14 protein-coding genes and 1 riboswitch are annotated in these 15,389 nt (G+C 67.6%); of the genes, 8 read left to right on the top strand and 6 right to left on the bottom strand.

The window, feature by feature from the left end:
• From ACE3SS_RS12265 to ACE3SS_RS12255, 3 genes are all read left to right on the top strand, one after another.
• On the top strand, nucleotides 1-381 hold a 381-nt coding region (locus tag ACE3SS_RS12265), incomplete at its 5' end, for a DUF2238 domain-containing protein (protein WP_374594311.1).
• 182 nt (nucleotides 382-563) lie between these two features.
• Nucleotides 564-1,643, top strand: a complete 1,080-nt coding sequence (locus tag ACE3SS_RS12260; protein WP_374594309.1) for a diguanylate cyclase — start codon at nucleotides 564-566, stop codon at nucleotides 1,641-1,643.
• A 15-nt stretch (nucleotides 1,644-1,658) separates the two neighbouring features.
• Nucleotides 1,659-2,654 carry a hypothetical protein gene (locus ACE3SS_RS12255; RefSeq protein ID WP_374594307.1) on the top strand — a complete coding sequence of 332 codons (996 nt, stop codon included), beginning with the start codon at nucleotides 1,659-1,661 and terminating at the stop codon, nucleotides 2,652-2,654.
• Nucleotides 2,655-2,685: 31 nt separating this feature from the next.
• Here ACE3SS_RS12255 and ACE3SS_RS12250 read toward each other — a convergent pair whose 3' ends face one another.
• Nucleotides 2,686-4,302: a peptide chain release factor 3 gene (locus ACE3SS_RS12250; protein WP_374594305.1), complete on the bottom strand. Its 1,617-nt coding sequence runs from the start codon at nucleotides 4,300-4,302 to the stop codon at nucleotides 2,686-2,688.
• 93 nt (nucleotides 4,303-4,395) lie between these two features.
• Nucleotides 4,396-4,485: riboswitch (S-adenosyl-L-homocysteine riboswitch) on the top strand.
• 76 nt (nucleotides 4,486-4,561) lie between these two features.
• Between ACE3SS_RS12250 and ahcY the strand changes: the two genes are divergently transcribed.
• The 3 genes from ahcY to metF are packed head-to-tail and all read left to right on the top strand — an operon-like array spanning nucleotide 4,562 to nucleotide 7,669.
• Nucleotides 4,562-6,004, top strand: coding sequence for an adenosylhomocysteinase (gene ahcY / locus ACE3SS_RS12245; RefSeq protein ID WP_374594303.1), 1,443 nt, complete (start codon nucleotides 4,562-4,564; stop codon nucleotides 6,002-6,004).
• A gap of 9 nt (nucleotides 6,005-6,013) precedes the next feature.
• Complete coding sequence (locus tag ACE3SS_RS12240) at nucleotides 6,014-6,805, top strand: TlyA family RNA methyltransferase (protein ID WP_374594301.1); 792 nt, start codon at nucleotides 6,014-6,016, stop codon at nucleotides 6,803-6,805.
• Between the two features lie 27 nt (nucleotides 6,806-6,832).
• Entirely contained in the window at nucleotides 6,833-7,669 is an 837-nt protein-coding gene (gene metF, locus ACE3SS_RS12235) for a methylenetetrahydrofolate reductase [NAD(P)H] (protein ID WP_374594299.1), read from the top strand.
• Between the two features lie 32 nt (nucleotides 7,670-7,701).
• Here metF and ACE3SS_RS12230 read toward each other — a convergent pair whose 3' ends face one another.
• Nucleotides 7,702-8,400: a 5-formyltetrahydrofolate cyclo-ligase gene (locus ACE3SS_RS12230; RefSeq protein WP_374594297.1), complete on the bottom strand. Its 699-nt coding sequence runs from the start codon at nucleotides 8,398-8,400 to the stop codon at nucleotides 7,702-7,704.
• Between ACE3SS_RS12230 and ACE3SS_RS12225 the strand changes: the two genes are divergently transcribed.
• Nucleotides 8,399-10,564 (top strand): transglycosylase SLT domain-containing protein, encoded by a 2,166-nt coding sequence (locus ACE3SS_RS12225; RefSeq protein WP_374594295.1) that lies wholly within the window; start codon nucleotides 8,399-8,401, stop codon nucleotides 10,562-10,564. The genes ACE3SS_RS12230 and ACE3SS_RS12225 overlap by 2 nt on opposite strands.
• A 91-nt stretch (nucleotides 10,565-10,655) precedes the next feature.
• Here the strand turns inward: ACE3SS_RS12225 and ACE3SS_RS12220 are convergent, their stop codons facing one another.
• From ACE3SS_RS12220 to ACE3SS_RS12205, 4 genes are all read right to left on the bottom strand, one after another.
• Nucleotides 10,656-10,841 (bottom strand): hypothetical protein, encoded by a 186-nt coding sequence (locus ACE3SS_RS12220; RefSeq protein WP_374594293.1) that lies wholly within the window; start codon nucleotides 10,839-10,841, stop codon nucleotides 10,656-10,658.
• The gene (locus tag ACE3SS_RS12215; RefSeq protein ID WP_374594291.1) at nucleotides 10,820-11,215 is read right to left on the bottom strand and encodes a barstar family protein; all 396 of its coding nucleotides are present in this window, start codon (nucleotides 11,213-11,215) and stop codon (nucleotides 10,820-10,822) included. The genes ACE3SS_RS12220 and ACE3SS_RS12215 overlap by 22 nt, the downstream gene beginning before the upstream one ends.
• Nucleotides 11,216-11,319: 104 nt before the next feature.
• Complete coding sequence (locus ACE3SS_RS12210) at nucleotides 11,320-11,796, bottom strand: ribonuclease domain-containing protein (protein ID WP_374594315.1); 477 nt, start codon at nucleotides 11,794-11,796, stop codon at nucleotides 11,320-11,322.
• Between the two features lie 285 nt (nucleotides 11,797-12,081).
• Nucleotides 12,082-14,376, bottom strand: coding sequence for an NADP-dependent malic enzyme (locus ACE3SS_RS12205; protein ID WP_374594289.1), 2,295 nt, complete (start codon nucleotides 14,374-14,376; stop codon nucleotides 12,082-12,084).
• Between the two features lie 171 nt (nucleotides 14,377-14,547).
• Between ACE3SS_RS12205 and thiL the strand changes: the two genes are divergently transcribed.
• Nucleotides 14,548-15,389, top strand: an 842-nt coding sequence (gene thiL / locus ACE3SS_RS12200; protein ID WP_374594313.1) for a thiamine-phosphate kinase, incomplete at its 3' end; no start/stop codon positions are given.

The raw sequence follows: 15,389 nt of genomic DNA, 5'->3' as shown, positions 1-15,389 counted from the left end.
CTGGGCTTCTGGATGCAGGACTGGTTCGGCTGGACGCGCAACAACTACGACAAGATCGGCCACTTCGCGCAAGGCTTCGTGCCAGCCATGGTGGCGCGCGAGTTGCTGCTGCGCCGTGGCGTGATCGCGATCCGGCATCGCGGCTGGCTGTTCGCGCTGATCACGCTGAGCTGCCTGGGCATCAGCGCGCTCTACGAATTCATCGAATGGTGGACGGCGCTGGCGCTGGGCTCGGGCGCCGACGAGTTCCTGGCCACGCAGGGCGACCCGTGGGACACGCAGTCCGACATGTGCATGGCCTGGATCGGCGCGATGCTGGCCCAGCTGCTGCTGAGGCGCTGGCACGACCGGCAACTGGGCAACATGACAACGCGCCCTTGATGCGCCAGCCGATACGAGAAACACCGCATCCGTGGCAGATTTGACGCCCTCACAGGGTTTGCTGCCACATGCCCGACACCTTGCCGCCGTGACAATCGAGACTCGATCCAGTCGCTCGCGGTAATCCACTTGCCCAGCGCCTGGCTTGAAATCGCCCGCACCGGAAGACGACCAAGGCCTGCATGACGCTGCACGATTCGCCCGACGCCCCCGACTCCCCACCGCCGCATCCGGCGATGATGGCCAGTCGCCGCGCGTTGAGCGTGCTGGTCATCGACGATCAGAAGACCGTGCGAGCGGCGCTCGACAAGATGCTGACCAAGGCCGGGCACAACATCATCATGGCCGTCAACGCCGAAGAAGGTCTGCGGGCATTTCGCGAGCAGCGGCCCGACGTGGTGCTGCTCGACGTCGAGATGGCCGGCATCGACGGCTACGAAACCGCCCGCCGCCTGCGCATGGCCGAGCCCGGCGGCTGGACGCCGATCATCTTCTTGAGCGGCCACGGCTCCGACGAAGACCTCTGGCGCGGCATCGAGGCCGGCGGCGACGACTACCTCATCAAGCCCGTCTCGCCGCTGGTGCTGGGCGCCAAGCTGCGCGCCATGCAGCGCCTGGTGGCGATGCGGCAGAAGCTGGTGACGCTGTCCAACGATCTGCAAGAGGCCAACGAAAAACTGCAACGCCTGGCCGAGATCGACGAGCTGACCGGCCTGCACAACCGGCGCGGTCTCGAAAACCGCCTGCATCAAGAAGTGGCCGCCGCGCGCCGCGAGCAGAGCCCGCTCACGGTCATCCTGGTCGATGTGGACCACTTCAAGCTCTACAACGACCTGCTCGGCCACATGCATGGCGACGTCTGCCTGCGCGAGGTGGCGAAAGCCCTGCGCGACTCGTGCCACCGGCCGCGCGACTGCGCCGCCCGCTACGGCGGCGAGGAGTTCGCGCTGATCCTGCCCAACACGCCGAAGTCGGGCGCGATGATGTTCGCGCGCGTGGTGCAAAGCCTGCTGGCCGGGCGCGAGCTGGTCCACCCCGGCTCGCCGGTGCACCGCTGCGTCACCGTGTCGGGCGGCATCACCACCTGCATCCCCGACGACCACACCACCGCCGCCGACATGCTGCTGCGCGCCGACGAAGCGCTCTATACCGCCAAGGAGCTGGGCCGCAACCGCTTCTTCAGCTACGAGATGCAGATGGACACCGAGACGCACCGGCGCTCGTTCGGCGGCCTTGATCGCGCCACCTCGCCGCCGCGTTGACAACCGGAGTCCACCATGCGTCGCACCACCGCCCTCGTGCTCACCACCCTGGCCACCGCCACGGCCGCCCTCGCATCGCCCGACCAGAACCAGCGCACCCAGGCCGCGCGCGACACCGCCGAGCGCAGCGCCGCCTGCGTGGCCGCCCAGCCGTTTTATTGGGAGATCGGCGACACCCGCGGCACGCTGGCCTCGGGCTCGTCGGGCGGCCAGCGGCGCAGCGTGGTCACGGCGCAGACCGAGATGATGATTGCGTCGGCCTCGAAGTGGGTCTACGCCAGCTACGTGGTGCAAAAGCGCGGCGGCGCGGATCGCCTGACGGCGGCCGACATCGACCACCTGCACTTCACCAGCGGCTACACGCACTTCAAGAGCCTGGGTTGCAACCGCTTCGCCACCGTGGGCCGTTGCGACCCCGACCAGGGCAAGCAGCCCGACCCGGCCACCGCCGGCCAGTTCGACTACAACGGCGGCCACATGCAGCACCACGCCGACGAGGTGATGGGCCTGGGCGCGCTGAACGCCGAGGCGTTCACCAGCGAGCTGCACAGCCAGCTCGGCACCGACGTGGGCTTGCGCTTTCGCTCGCCGCAGCCCGCCGGCGGTGGCTACGGCACGGCCGCCGACTACGCCGTGCTGCTGCGCAAGATCGTCAGCGGCCAGCTGCTGATGCGCGAGGCACTGGGCACGCATGCGGTCTGCGCCAACCCCCAGACCTGCCACGCGCCCGACAACACCGCCGTCTACACGCCGGTGCCGTCGAGCATGACCTGGCACTACGCCATCGGCCATTGGGTGGAGGACGGCGACCAGGCCTTCAGCAGCCCCGGCGCCTTCGGCTTCTACCCCTGGATCAGTGCCGACAAGACCACCTACGGCATCGTGGCGCGCGAGGAGTTCAAGGGCCTGATGTCGCGCTCCGACGAACTGCAGCGGCCGGCCTTCAAGTCGGTGGATTGCGGACGCTTGATCCGCAAGGCGTGGTTCAGCGGCCAGCCCGTGCTGGACTGACCGCCGCGCGCGCCGATGCTCGCCGCGCCGCTTATTGCGACGACAAGCTCAAGCCCGCGTGCTCGCGCAGCGGGTGGAAGCGCACTTTGGGGTAGCGCTCCTGCGTGAGGCGCAGGTCGTAGGGCGAGGTCACCAGATAGGCCAGCGTGTCGGCCGCGTCGAGCGCGAGCTTGCTGGCGTTCTCGTTGGTGAACTTGCGCAGGTCGGCGTCGCTCTCGGCGGTGATCCAGCGCGCGCCGGTGAAGCGGCAGGGCATGAGTCGGATCTCGACGCCGTACTCGGCCTTCAAGCGGTGCTGCACCACTTCGAACTGCAGCTGGCCGACGGCACCCAGCAGCATCGCGCCGCCCACCTCGGGTCGGAAGACCTGGATCGCGCCCTCTTCGCCCAACTGCAGCAAGCCGGCCTGCAACTGCTTGCTCTTCATCGGGTTCGCGAGCTCGACGGTCTGAAAGAGTTCGGGCGCGAAGAACGGCAGGCCGGTGTACTGCAGGCCGTTCTGCACCGCCGCGCCTTCGGTGATGGTGTCGCCCAGCTGCACGCCGCCGTGGGTGGTGAAGCCGATGATGTCGCCGGCATACGCCTCTTCAACGGCCTCGCGGCGCTGGCTCAGGAAGGTGACCACGCTGGTGGGGCGCAATTCTTTGGCGGTACGCATCACCTTGAGCTTCATGCCCGAGGTGTACTTGCCCGAGTAGACGCGCACGAAGGCGATGCGGTCGCGGTGCGACGGGTCCATATTGGCCTGCACCTTGAAGACGACGCCGCTGAACTGCTCTTCGTCGGGCTGCACGTCGCGCGTGGTGGCGTGGCGCGGGCCCGGCGGCGGAGCCAGATCGACCAGCGCGTCGAGCACCTCTTGCACGCCGAAGTTGTTGACGGCCGAGCCGAAGAACACGGGCGTCTGCTTGGCGGCCAGGAATTCGGCGCTGTCATACGCCGGCGCGGCGCCCTGCAGCAGCTCGATGTTCTGCTCGGCCAGCTCGAAGTCGTGGCCGAAGCGCTGGCGCAGCACGTCGGCCTGGGCCAGCGGCACGTCTTCGTCGGCGTCGGTGCGCTTGTCTTCGCCGGCCTTGAAGAGCCGCATGCTTTGCGTGCGCAGGTTGACGATGCCGCCGAACTGCTTGCCCTGCCCCACCGGCCAGGTCATCGGCACGCAGGGCATGCCCAGCTCGGCTTCGATCTCGTCGAGCAGGGTGATGGGGTCGCGGCCTTCGCGGTCGAGCTTGTTCACAAACGTGAGGATGGGCGTGTCGCGCTGGCGGCAGACCTCGATCAGCCGCTTGGTCTGCGCCTCGACGCCGTTGGCCGCGTCGATCACCATCAGCGCGGCGTCCACCGCCGTGAGCACGCGGTAGGTGTCTTCCGAAAAGTCTTTGTGGCCCGGGGTATCGAGCAGGTTGATGACGCAGTCGCGGTAGAGCATCTGCATCACCGAGCTGGCCACCGAGATGCCGCGCTGCTTTTCGATCTCCATCCAGTCGGACGTGGCGTGGCGGCTGGCCTTGCGCGCCTTCACCGAGCCGGCGATGTGGATCGCGCCCGAAAACAGCAGCAGCTTTTCGGTCAGCGTGGTCTTGCCCGCGTCAGGGTGGGAAATGATCGCGAAGGTGCGACGGCGGCGGGTTTCGGCGGTGAAGGCGGACATGGCGGCGCTCAGCGAGTACGGAACGGCAAAACCCGACATTGTCGCGGACGCGCGGCGTTGCGTGATGGGGCCCGACCTCTATAATTTGCCAATTCTTCCGAGGAGCGTTGCAACTTCGTGCTCACGAAGCCAGGCTCGGAGACCTTCAGACCTCATCGTCTATTGCAACCGCGCTCACCCGCTTGTGCTGGTCACGGGGTGAGTTGTACCTACCCGAACCTCGTCTGGCAGCGCAGCGGCTCATCAATCGGAGCCCACTATGTCTGCACCCAAACTCATCACCGATTTCAACGGCGTCGAATGCGTCATCGCCGCCCCCGATCAAGCCGAATGGGGTCGCAAGGAAATCAAGATCGCCGAAAGCGAGATGCCCGCGCTGATGGCCATCCGCACCGAATACGCCGCCACGCAACCCCTCAAGGGCGCGCGCATCACCGGCTCGCTGCACATGACCATCCAGACCGCCGTGCTGGTCGAAACCCTGCAAGCCCTGGGCGCACAAGTGCGCTGGGCCTCGTGCAACATCTTCAGCACGCAAGACCACGCCGCCGCCGCGCTGGTGACCGCCGGCACCCCGGTTTTCGCCTACAAGGGCGAGTCGCTTGAAGACTACTGGGACTACACCCACCGCATCTTCGACTTCGGCGCCAAGGGCACTGAGGGCGAAGGCCCCAACATGATCCTCGACGACGGCGGCGACGCCACGCTGCTGATGCACCTGGGCAAGAAGGCCGAGAAGGATCAAAGCGTGCTGGCCAACCCCGGCAGCGAGGAAGAGCGCATCCTGTTTGCCGCCATCAAGGCCAAGCTGGCGCAAGACGCCACCTGGTACAGCCGCAAGAGCCAGCACATCATCGGCGTCACCGAAGAGACCACGACCGGCGTGCACCGCCTCAACGAGATGAGCGCCAAGGGCACGCTGATGTTCCGCGCCATCAACGTCAACGACTCGGTCACCAAGTCGAAGTTCGACAACCTCTACGGCTGCCGCGAATCGCTGGTGGACGGCATCAAGCGCGCCACCGACGTGATGGTCGCCGGCAAGGTCGCCGTGGTCGCCGGCTACGGCGACGTGGGCAAGGGCTCGGCGCAGGCGCTGCGCGCGCTGTCGGCTCAGGTGTGGGTCACCGAGATCGACCCCATCAACGCGCTGCAGGCCTGCATGGAAGGCTACCGCGTCGTGACCATGGACTGGGCCGCCGACAAGGCCGACATCTTCGTGACGACCACCGGCAACCGCGACGTGATCACCTATGAGCACATGGCCGCGATGAAGAACAACGCCATCGTCTGCAACATCGGCCACTTCGACAACGAGATTCAAGTGGCCAAGCTGGAGCAGAACTGCGAGTGGGAAGAGATCAAGCCGCAGGTCGATCACGTGATCTTCAAGGACGGCAAGCGCATCATCCTGCTGGCCAAGGGCCGCCTGGTGAACCTGGGCTGCGGCACGGGCCACCCGAGCTACGTGATGTCGTCGAGCTTCGCGAACCAGACGATCGCGCAGATCGAGCTGTTCGCGCACAAAGATGCCTACGACGTGGGCAAGGTCTACGTGCTGCCCAAGCACCTCGATGAAAAGGTCGCCCGCCTGCAGCTCACCACGCTCAACGCACGGCTGACCACGCTGACCGAAGAGCAAGCCGCGTACATCGGCGTGCCCATCGAAGGCCCCTACAAGCCCAACACCTATCGTTATTGATTGGTCGCCATGCCTCGTGCTGACCAACTTATCGTTTCGGGCGGACACGCCCCCACCCGCTCGGCCGCGCATCGCCTGGTCGATGCGGGCGCCGTGCAATGGCTCGGCCCCAAGGGCTGGACCACGCTGCGCAAGGCGGGTGAAGACCTGCCCGAAGGCACACAGCTGCGCGTCACGAACGACGACGAGCTGCGCTGGGTGTCGCGCGCCGGGCTCAAGCTCGAAGGCGCGCTGGGCGTGATCGGCCCGGCGGCGTTGAACGTGTCCGGCATGACCTGCCTGGACATCGGCCAGAGCACCGGCGGCTTCACCGACGTGCTGCTGCATCAGGGCGCGGCCAAGGTGGTCGGCGTCGATGTCGGCCACGGCCAGTTGCACGCCAAGCTGCAGGCCGACCCGCGCGTGGTCTGCCTGGAAAACGTCAACGCCCGCGAGCTCGACGCCAGCACCTTGCGCCAACACACGCCGGCCGAAGGCTTCGACCTGATCGTGGCCGATCTGTCGTTCATCGCGCTCTCGAAGATCGTGGCGCACCTGGGGCCGTGGCTGCGCCCTAGCGGACACGCGCTGATGCTGATCAAGCCGCAGTTCGAGGTCGGCAAGGAACACGTCGGCAAGGGCGGCGTGGTGAAAGACCCGACCCAGCACGCCCGCGCCCGCGACCTCGTGCGCCGCGCCTGCACCGACCTCGGCTGGAAGGTGCACAAGGGCTTCAACAGCCCGATCAAGGGCGGCGACGGCAACCTCGAATTCTTCATCTGGGCCCAGTCGCCCGATGCAGCCCAAGCCACGTCAGCCTGACCCACACACATCGATCAAGAGACAAGCATGAGCACGCTGGCCCTGAGTTTCGAATTCTTTCCGCCCAAGACGCCCGAGGGCGTGGACAAGCTCGCCGCCGTGCGCCGCGAGCTCTACGCGCTGAAGCCCGAGTTCTGCTCGGTCACCTACGGCGCGGGCGGCACCACGCAAGGCGGCACGCTGCAAGCGGTGCAAGCCATACTGGCCGACGGGGTGGACGCCGCCCCGCACTTCTCGTGCATCGGCGCCACCCAGGCCAGCGTGCGCGAGCAGTTGCAAGCCTTCATTGCCGCGGGCATCAAGCGCATCGTCGCGCTGCGCGGCGACCTGCCCAGCGGCTACGGCGGCCTGGGCGAGTTCCGCTACGCCAGCGACCTGGTGGCGTTCATCCGCGCCGAAACCGGCTCGCGCTTCCACATCGAAGTGGCGGCCTACCCCGAGATGCACCCTCAGGCCGCGTCGCCGCAAGCCGATCTGCAGGCCTTCGCCGCCAAGGCCCGCGCCGGGGCCGACACGGCCATCACGCAATACTTCTTCAACTTCGACGCCTACGCGCGCTTCGTGGACGACGTGCGCAAGCTGGGCATCGACACGCCCATCGTGCCGGGCATCATGCCCATCACCAACTCGACGCAGCTGCTGCGCTTTTCTGATGCCTGCGGCGCCGAGGTGCCGCGCTGGATCCGCCTGCGCCTGCAGAGCTTCGGCGACGACCGCGCGTCGATCCAGGCCTTCGGGCTCGACGTCATCACCGACCTGTGCGAGCGCCTGCGGGCGGCCGGCGTGCCCGGACTGCACTTCTACACGATGAACCAGGCGGCGGCCACCCAGGCCATCTGCGCGCGGCTGGGGCTGGGCAGCTGAGTCAGCCGGAGCGCGGTGCCTCGGTCAACGCGTCAGAGCGAGAGCGGCCAGGACGCAGCCGGCCGACCAAACTGCACCTCGGCAGACGGGGCCGATTCGAGCACGCCGTCTTGCGTGATCACGAGGTTCAGCGGTCGGTCGTGCATCTGCGGCTCGAAGCGGCTCGCCGGCAGCTCGCCGCAGGCCCAGGCCACGCCGATGGTGAACACATCGTGGTGGGCTGCCAGATAGCGGTCGAAATAGCCCCCGCCGTAGCCCAGTCGCCAACCCGTGCGCGTGAAGCCCACGCAAGGCACGAGCAGCACGTCGGGCGACACGTCAGCGCCGTGGCTGCTCGGGATGCCGCAGCCGTCGAGCTCGTGCGGCTCGCTGCCGTCCCACAAGCGATAGCTCATGCCGCGCGGCTCGCGACGTGCCCAAGGCAATGCTCGTTGCAAGGACGCCAGCGCGGCCTCGCGAGGCCAGGTCTGCCATGGGTTAAATTCGGAGCGCACCGGCCAGTAACCCCCCAGGCAGCGCGGATTGAGGCTCACGAGCACGGCGTCGAGATGTCGCGCCAAGGCCGCCGAGGCCCAGCCCCAGTCGGGCGATTCCGAGAAGGCGTCGCGCGCCTCGATGAGCTGGCGCCGCAGCGCGGCACGTTGCTCGGCGCCGAGGCCAATCGCCGCGCCCGGCATGGCCTCCGGTCGGCCGAATGATGAGAACAGCGACATGATGAGCACCCCACGCATGAGCACCCATGCATTATCCCCAGCCCGCCTCGTTGCCGCATTGGCAATGGGCCTGACCCTGCTGCAGCCCGTGGCATGCACCGCCGCCGCGGACGACAGCGTGATCGTGGGCGCCCGCGACGCCTGGCGCGCCGGCGACAAGGCCCGCCTCGCCGCGGCCAAGTCCGACGCCGCCGGCCACCCGCTGGCGATGTGGGTCGATTACTGGGAGCTGAACGCGCGGCTGAGCAAGGCCAACGCCGACGAAGTCGACGCCTTCTTTGCGCGCTGGCCCGACACCTACGTCGAAGACCGCCTGCGCAACGACTGGCTGCTCGAACTCGGCCACCGCCGCGACTGGACGCGCTTCAATCAGATCTGGCCGCGCTATCGCATGCGCGACGACCGCGAAGTGGCCTGCTACGCCCACCTCGCCAAGGCCAGCGCCGGCGAGCCTTTGCGCGACGCCGCCAAGCAAGCCTGGTTCGACCAGCGCGAGGCCGACGAAGGCTGCGCCCAGCTGGGCACCGCGCTGCGCCAAGCGCATCAGCTCAGCACGGCCGAGGTGTGGCGCAAGCTGCGCGGCACGGTCGAGGCCAACCGCGCGCGCCAGTCCAAGCAGACCGCCGCTCTGCTGGGTGACGACGCGGTCAGCGCGGTCGCCGAGATCCTCGACAACCCGACCCGGGCGATGGGCAAGCACAAGCGCGCGCTGAGCGTCTCGACCGGCAACATGCAGGCGCTGGCGCTGATGCGTATCGCCGCCAACGACGCAGACACCGCCGCCAACCTCATGACCAGCCGCTGGCAGCGCATGCTGTCGCACGACGCGGCCAGCTGGGTCTGGGCCTGCATCGGCAAGCAGGCCGCTCAGAAGCTGCAACCGCAAGCGCCGGTCTACTTCGAGCACGCCTGGTCCAGCCTGGGCGACAAGACCGGCGAACCCGACGCCATCGAGTCGTTCATCAACCCGGGCGACATCACGCCGGACTGGGGCGACGATCTGCTGGCATGGCAGGCTCGGGCCGCGATCCGCGCCGCCACGGCGGACGACGCCTCGGCCGCTCAGGCCCAGCGGCGCTGGGCGCAGCTGATGCAAGCGGTTGATGCCATGAGCCCCGAGCAGCGCAACGACGCGGCGTGGATCTACTGGCGAGCCCGCGCCCTGCTGGCTCTGCCCCAGCCCGCTCCCGAGCCCGTCCCGGCGCCCCGGACGCACGCGGCATCCGGGGCCAGCGCCGCGGGCAACGCCGCCACGCCGCCAGTGACCCCCTCCCCGCGCCAGCAAGCGCACGCCTGGCTGGCCAGCATCGCCAGTCCCTACTCGTTCTACGGCCTGCTGGCACTCGATGAGCTCAACCTGCCGGCCACCTGGTCGGCCCGCGCCAACACGCTGACGCCCGCCGAACTGGCCCAGGCACGCACCACGCCGGGCCTGCAGCGCGGCCTGCAACTGATCCAGCTCGGGCTGCGCGGCGAAGGCACGCGCGAGTGGAACTACACGCTGAGTCACCTCCGCCCCGGCGGCATGAACGACCGCGAGCTGCTGGCCGCCGCGCAATTCGCCTGCGACCAGCAGGTGTGGGACCGCTGCATCCACGCCAGCGACCGCACGCGCGCCGAGTTCGACCTCAACCAACGCTACCCCACGCCCTTCCGCGCCTCGCTGGGGTCGGCGGCAAAAGAAGCCAAGGTCGACTTGGCCTACGTCTACGGCCTGACGCGCCAGGAATCGCGCTTCATCACGGCCGCCAAATCGTCGGTAGGCGCCTCGGGCCTGATGCAGGTGATGCCCGCCACCGCCAAGTGGACGGCCAAGAAGCTGGGCATCCCGGTCGATGCCGAGCGCCTGCACGATCCGCAGACCAATGTGCTGATCGGCGTGGGCTACCTCAAGCTGGTGCTCGACAACTTCGGGGGCGCACAGGCCCTGGCCGCAGCCGCCTACAACGCCGGCCCGAGCCGCCCGCGGCGGTGGCGCGAAGGCGGCACGATCGACGCCGCCGCGTGGGTCGAAAGCATTCCGTTCAACGAGACGCGCGACTACGTCAAACGCGTGCTCGCCAACTCATGCGCCTACGCGGCGGTGCTGGGCTCCAAGCCCACGACGCTGCGTGCGCGTCTGGGCAACCAAGTCGGGCCGCGCCTGCCGGCGGCTCCGCCGCCCGACACCGATCTGCCCTGAGCACAACAAAAAAGCCCATCTTGCGATGGGCTTTTTTGTTGCGAGCGCCGGGGCAGCGGGAGCCGCCGGCAAGGCTGCAGGCCTGCGGGGGTCAGGCCGCAGCCAACAGCATCGCGGTGTCGAACGCGCTGCTCATCGGCGGCAGGTTCATCACCAATTGAGCGGGCGCGTTCTTCGTCGGTTTGACCGGCTTGACGGCGATTTCGCTCTGGGCCACTTCCGCCCGTTCCCACTGGCCATTTTCCTGGGAACGGGCTACCGAAAAGAATAGAAACACCTGAAGGGTATTTTTCTGTCCCCCCAGTAGTCGGCCGCATCGCGGAAGGCATCGAGCAACTGCTCGCGGGCTTCGCGGTCGAAGCGCGGCGAATCAGGGATCTGATCGAGCACCACGACGAAGCCCTTTTGCGGCCCCGACTTGTGTACCAAGTCGGTCATGCAGTCGTAGAGCGCATCGAGGTTCTTGCCGAAATGCGTCGGGAACATGAAGCCTTCGGCCAGGGCGTCGAGCACGTCCTGCTTGGAGTCGGCTTGCGCCAGACTCGCGTACAGGAAGTGCTGCCCATTTGCCAAGGCAGCCTCCTGCAGATCCTCGACGCGGAACGCGCGGATCGCCTGGACGATATTGGGACGGACAGTTTGTAGCAACATGGTCAAGCTCCCCTGCTGCGACTCAACCTCGACCGGGGCAGCAGGCGGCAAGGCCGCGAGCGGAACCGGGTGATTGAGCGTGTATGCTTGGGGCCTCACGAGTCTCATCGGTTAGTACCATCTTGTGATTCGGCGATGCGACGAAAGTTCGCATAGTGATCGCCGGTGTAAAAACATGCTTCAGGCCGACTGGGTTGATAGCCGCCACACACGACGCGCCGCGCGCCACGGTCACGAGCCCTTGGGGTCTTGACCGTGTACTCGCGGTAATAGCCTCGCGGATGGCGGGGCAGTTGGTGTTCGCGGTTGCCGAAAACCACGCCGTCTTTCTCGAAGGGGAAGGGGCCCCCTGCTAGGATGAGGCGATACGTGGTTTGAGCTTCACGCGGCAAGGCCGAAAGAGCTATGGAAGACGCGTTCTGCGTGTTCGTCTGCTCAGCGGCCGCCGCCAACCCGGGCGCCATGTCGCGGGCACTGACCAGATTGAACGTTGCTGACGCAACGACCATTCCGACCACGACCCCCCAGCCGGCCCACCGCGACATCAGCCACCGCGGGCGCGAAGGTCGCCCCGTATTCATGACGGTCATTCCCCCCGAATCCTGAAGTCGTCATGGTACTGAAACATGCCGGAAAGCTCAAGGGCATGCCTCATATTTAGGCATCCAAGCAGGACCTTTTACACACTCTTAACCGTCACTGGACGGGCAAACCTGCTCGACAAACCGCTGATTACGGCGTAATAGAGCCAAAATTGCGAGCAGTTGGCAACACTTGCAAGAAAGCAAACCGCCCGCCGCATGACCACTCCATCTCGGGGTGGGCGCCGGACGTTTTGGCCCCACGACCCACTCGTCTGACGCGTTTCAGCGCACGGCGTTGATGTCGGCGACGGTCATGGCGGTCATGTTGACGATGCGGCGCACGGTGGCCGACGCGGTCAGGATGTGCACCGGCTTGGCCGCACCCAGCAGCACCGGCCCCAGCGCGATGCCGCCGCCCGCCGAGACCTTGAGCAGGTTGTAGGCGATGTTGGCGGCGTCGATATTGGGCAGCACCAGCAGATTGGCCTCGCCCGACAGCGTGGAGTTGGGCATCAGCTTGCTCCGGTAGGCGGCGTCGAGCGCGGTATCGCCGTGCATTTCGCCGTCGATCTCGAGCCAGGGCGCCCGTTCGCGGATCAGCGCGAGCGCCTCGCGCATCTTCACCGCCGAGGGGTGGTTGCTGGAGCCGAAGTTGGAGTGCGACAGCAGCGCGGCCTTGGGCGGCTGGCCGAAGCGCATCATCTCGTGCGCCGCCAGCACGGTCAGCTCGGCCAGTTGCTCGGCCGTCGGGTCGTAGTTGACGTGGGTGTCGACCAGATAGACCTGGCGCCCCGGCAGGATCAGGCCGTTCATGCAGGCGTAGGTCTTGACGCCCGGGCGCAGGCCGATGACCTGGTCGATGTAGTGCAGGTGCCAGGCGGTGGTGCCCCAGGTGCCGCAGATCATGCCGTCGACCTCGCCCTTGTGCAGCAGCATCGAGCCGATGAGCGTGAGGCGGCGCCGCATCTCGATCTTGGCCATCTGCTGGGTGATGCCCTTGCGCTCGGTCATGCGGTGGTAGGTCTGCCAGTAGTCCTTGTAGCGCGAGTCGTAGTCGGTGTTGACGACCTGGTAGTCGCGGCCCTCTTGCAGACGCAGCCCGAAGCGCTCGACACGCTCGGCGATCACCGAGGCGCGGCCGACCAGCGTGGGCTGGGCGATGCGCTCATCCACCACCACCTGCAGGGCGCGCAGCACGCGTTCGTCCTCGCCCTCGGCGTAGACGATGCGCTTGGCCTTGGCGCGGCGCGCCATGGCGAACAGCGGTCGCATCGTTGTGCCGGACGCATGCACGAAGCTCTGCAGCTTTTCGCGGTAGGCATCGAGATCGGAGATCGGGCGGATGGCGACGCCCGAGTCTTGCGCCGCCTTCGCCACCGCCGGCGCGATCTTGATCATCAGGCGCGGGTCGAAGGGCTTGGGGATGAGGTACTCAGGCCCGAAGCTCAGCGTGGCGCCCACGTAGGCGGCCGCCACCACTTCGCTCTGCTCGGCCTGCGCCAGCTCGGCGATGGCGTGCACCGCGGCGATTTCCATCTGGTCGGTGATGGTGGACGCGCCGCAATCGAGCGCGCCGCGGAAGATGTAGGGGAAGCACAGGACGTTGTTGACCTGGTTCGGGTAGTCGGTGCGCCCGGTGGCCATGATGGCGTCGTCGCGCACGGCCTTGACCTCTTCGGGCAGGATCTCCGGCGTGGGGTTGGCCAGCGCGAAGATCAGGGGCTTGGCCGCCATCTTGGCGACCATCTCGGGCTTGAGCACGCCACCGGCGCTCAGGCCCAGGAAGATGTCGGCGCCGTCGATGATCTCGGCCAGCGTGCGCTGCTCGGTCTTTTGCGCGAAGACGGTCTTGTCCGGGTCCATCAGCTCGGGGCGCCCCTCGTAGACCACGCCCTTGAGGTCGGTGACCCAGATGTTCTCGCGCGGCAAGCCGAGCTTGACGAGCAGTTGCAGGCAGGCCAGCGCCGCCGCGCCCGCGCCCGAGGTGACGAGCTTGACCTGCTTGATGTCCTTGCCGACCACCTTGAGGCCGTTGAGCAGCGCCGCGCCCACCACGATGGCGGTGCCGTGCTGGTCGTCGTGGAAGACGGGGATCTTCATGCGCTCGCGCAGCTTGCGCTCGACGTAGAAGCAGTCCGGCGCCTTGATGTCTTCGAGGTTGATGCCGCCGAAGGTGGGCTCCATCGACGCGATGATCTCGACGAGCTTGTCGGGGTCCTTCTCGTTGATCTCGATGTCGAACACGTCGATGTCGGCGAACTTCTTGAACAGCACCGCCTTGCCTTCCATCACCGGCTTGGCCGCCAGCGGGCCGATGTCGCCCAGGCCCAGCACGGCCGTGCCGTTGGTGATGACGGCCACGAGGTTGCCGCGCGCCGTGTAGCGCACCGCATCGGCCGGGTTGACGACGATCTGGTCGCAGGCGGCGGCCACGCCGGGCGAGTAGGCCAGGGCCAGATCGCGCTGGTTGACCATCGACTTGGTCGCGGCGATGGCGATCTTGCCGGGGGTGGGAAACTCGTGGTATTCGAGCGCGGCCTGGCGGAGCTGGGCCCGCTTTTCTTGAGAATTGGTCATGACGAGGGGCGCGTCGCCAAACAGGGCGGGCCGGTCTGCGCTATCAGGCGCATCGGGCCGCCGGGCGGTCGCCACGGGTGTGTCTAAAGGGTCGATTGTAGAAACTCCCCGCGACCTCGCCCACCCCACCCGCCAAACCATTGCCTACCGAGGACAATCCGCGCCATGAGCCTGGGTGAATTTGAACTGATCGAGCGTTTTTTCACGCGCCGCCGCAACCGCGCCGTGATCGGCACCGGCGACGACTGCGCCGTGATCGCGCCGCGCGCCGGCATGCAGCTGGCCGTGTCCACCGACATGCTGGTCGAAGGCCGGCACTTCTTGTCCACCGTGGACCCGGCGCGGCTCGGGCACAAGGCGCTGGCCGTCAACCTGAGCGACCTGGCCGCCTGCGGCGCGCAGCCGCTGGGCTTCACGCTGGCGCTGGCCCTGCCGCGCGCCGACACCACCTGGCTGGACGCCTTTGCGCGCGGCCTGCTGGAGCTGGCCGACGAGCACGACTGCGAGCTGGTGGGCGGCGACACCACCGCCGGCCCGCTCAATATCTGCATCACGGTGTTCGGCGAGGTGCCGGCGGGCGGCGCCCTGCTGCGCAGCGGGGCCCGGGTGGGCGACGACATTTATGTGAGCGGCACGGTGGGCGATGCGCGCCTGGCGCTCGAAGCCTTTCGCGGCACGGTCTCGCTGCCCGGCGAGCACTTCGACGCCGTGCGCCTGGCGATGGAAACGCCGCAGCCCCGCGTGCTGCTGGGCCAGGCCCTGCGCGGCGTGGCAAGCGCCGCGATTGACGTGTCCGACGGCCTGCTGGGCGACCTGCGGCACATCCTGCGCCGCTCGGGTCTGGGCGGCGTGGGCGCGGTGGTCGACGTGGACGCCGTGCCGCGCAGCGCCATCCTGGCCGAGCAACCCGAAGCCCTGCAGCGCCTGTGCACGCTCAGCGGCGGCGACGACTACGAGCTCGTCTTCACCGCCCCGCCGTCGATGCGCGACGCCGTGCACGCCGCCGAAGCCAC

Source organism: Aquabacterium sp., assembly GCF_041915145.1.
GTDB lineage: Bacteria > Pseudomonadota > Gammaproteobacteria > Burkholderiales > Burkholderiaceae_C > Aquabacterium.
Note: the sequence above shows the minus strand (reverse complement) of the source record. Positions and strands in the feature narration are given on the sequence as shown.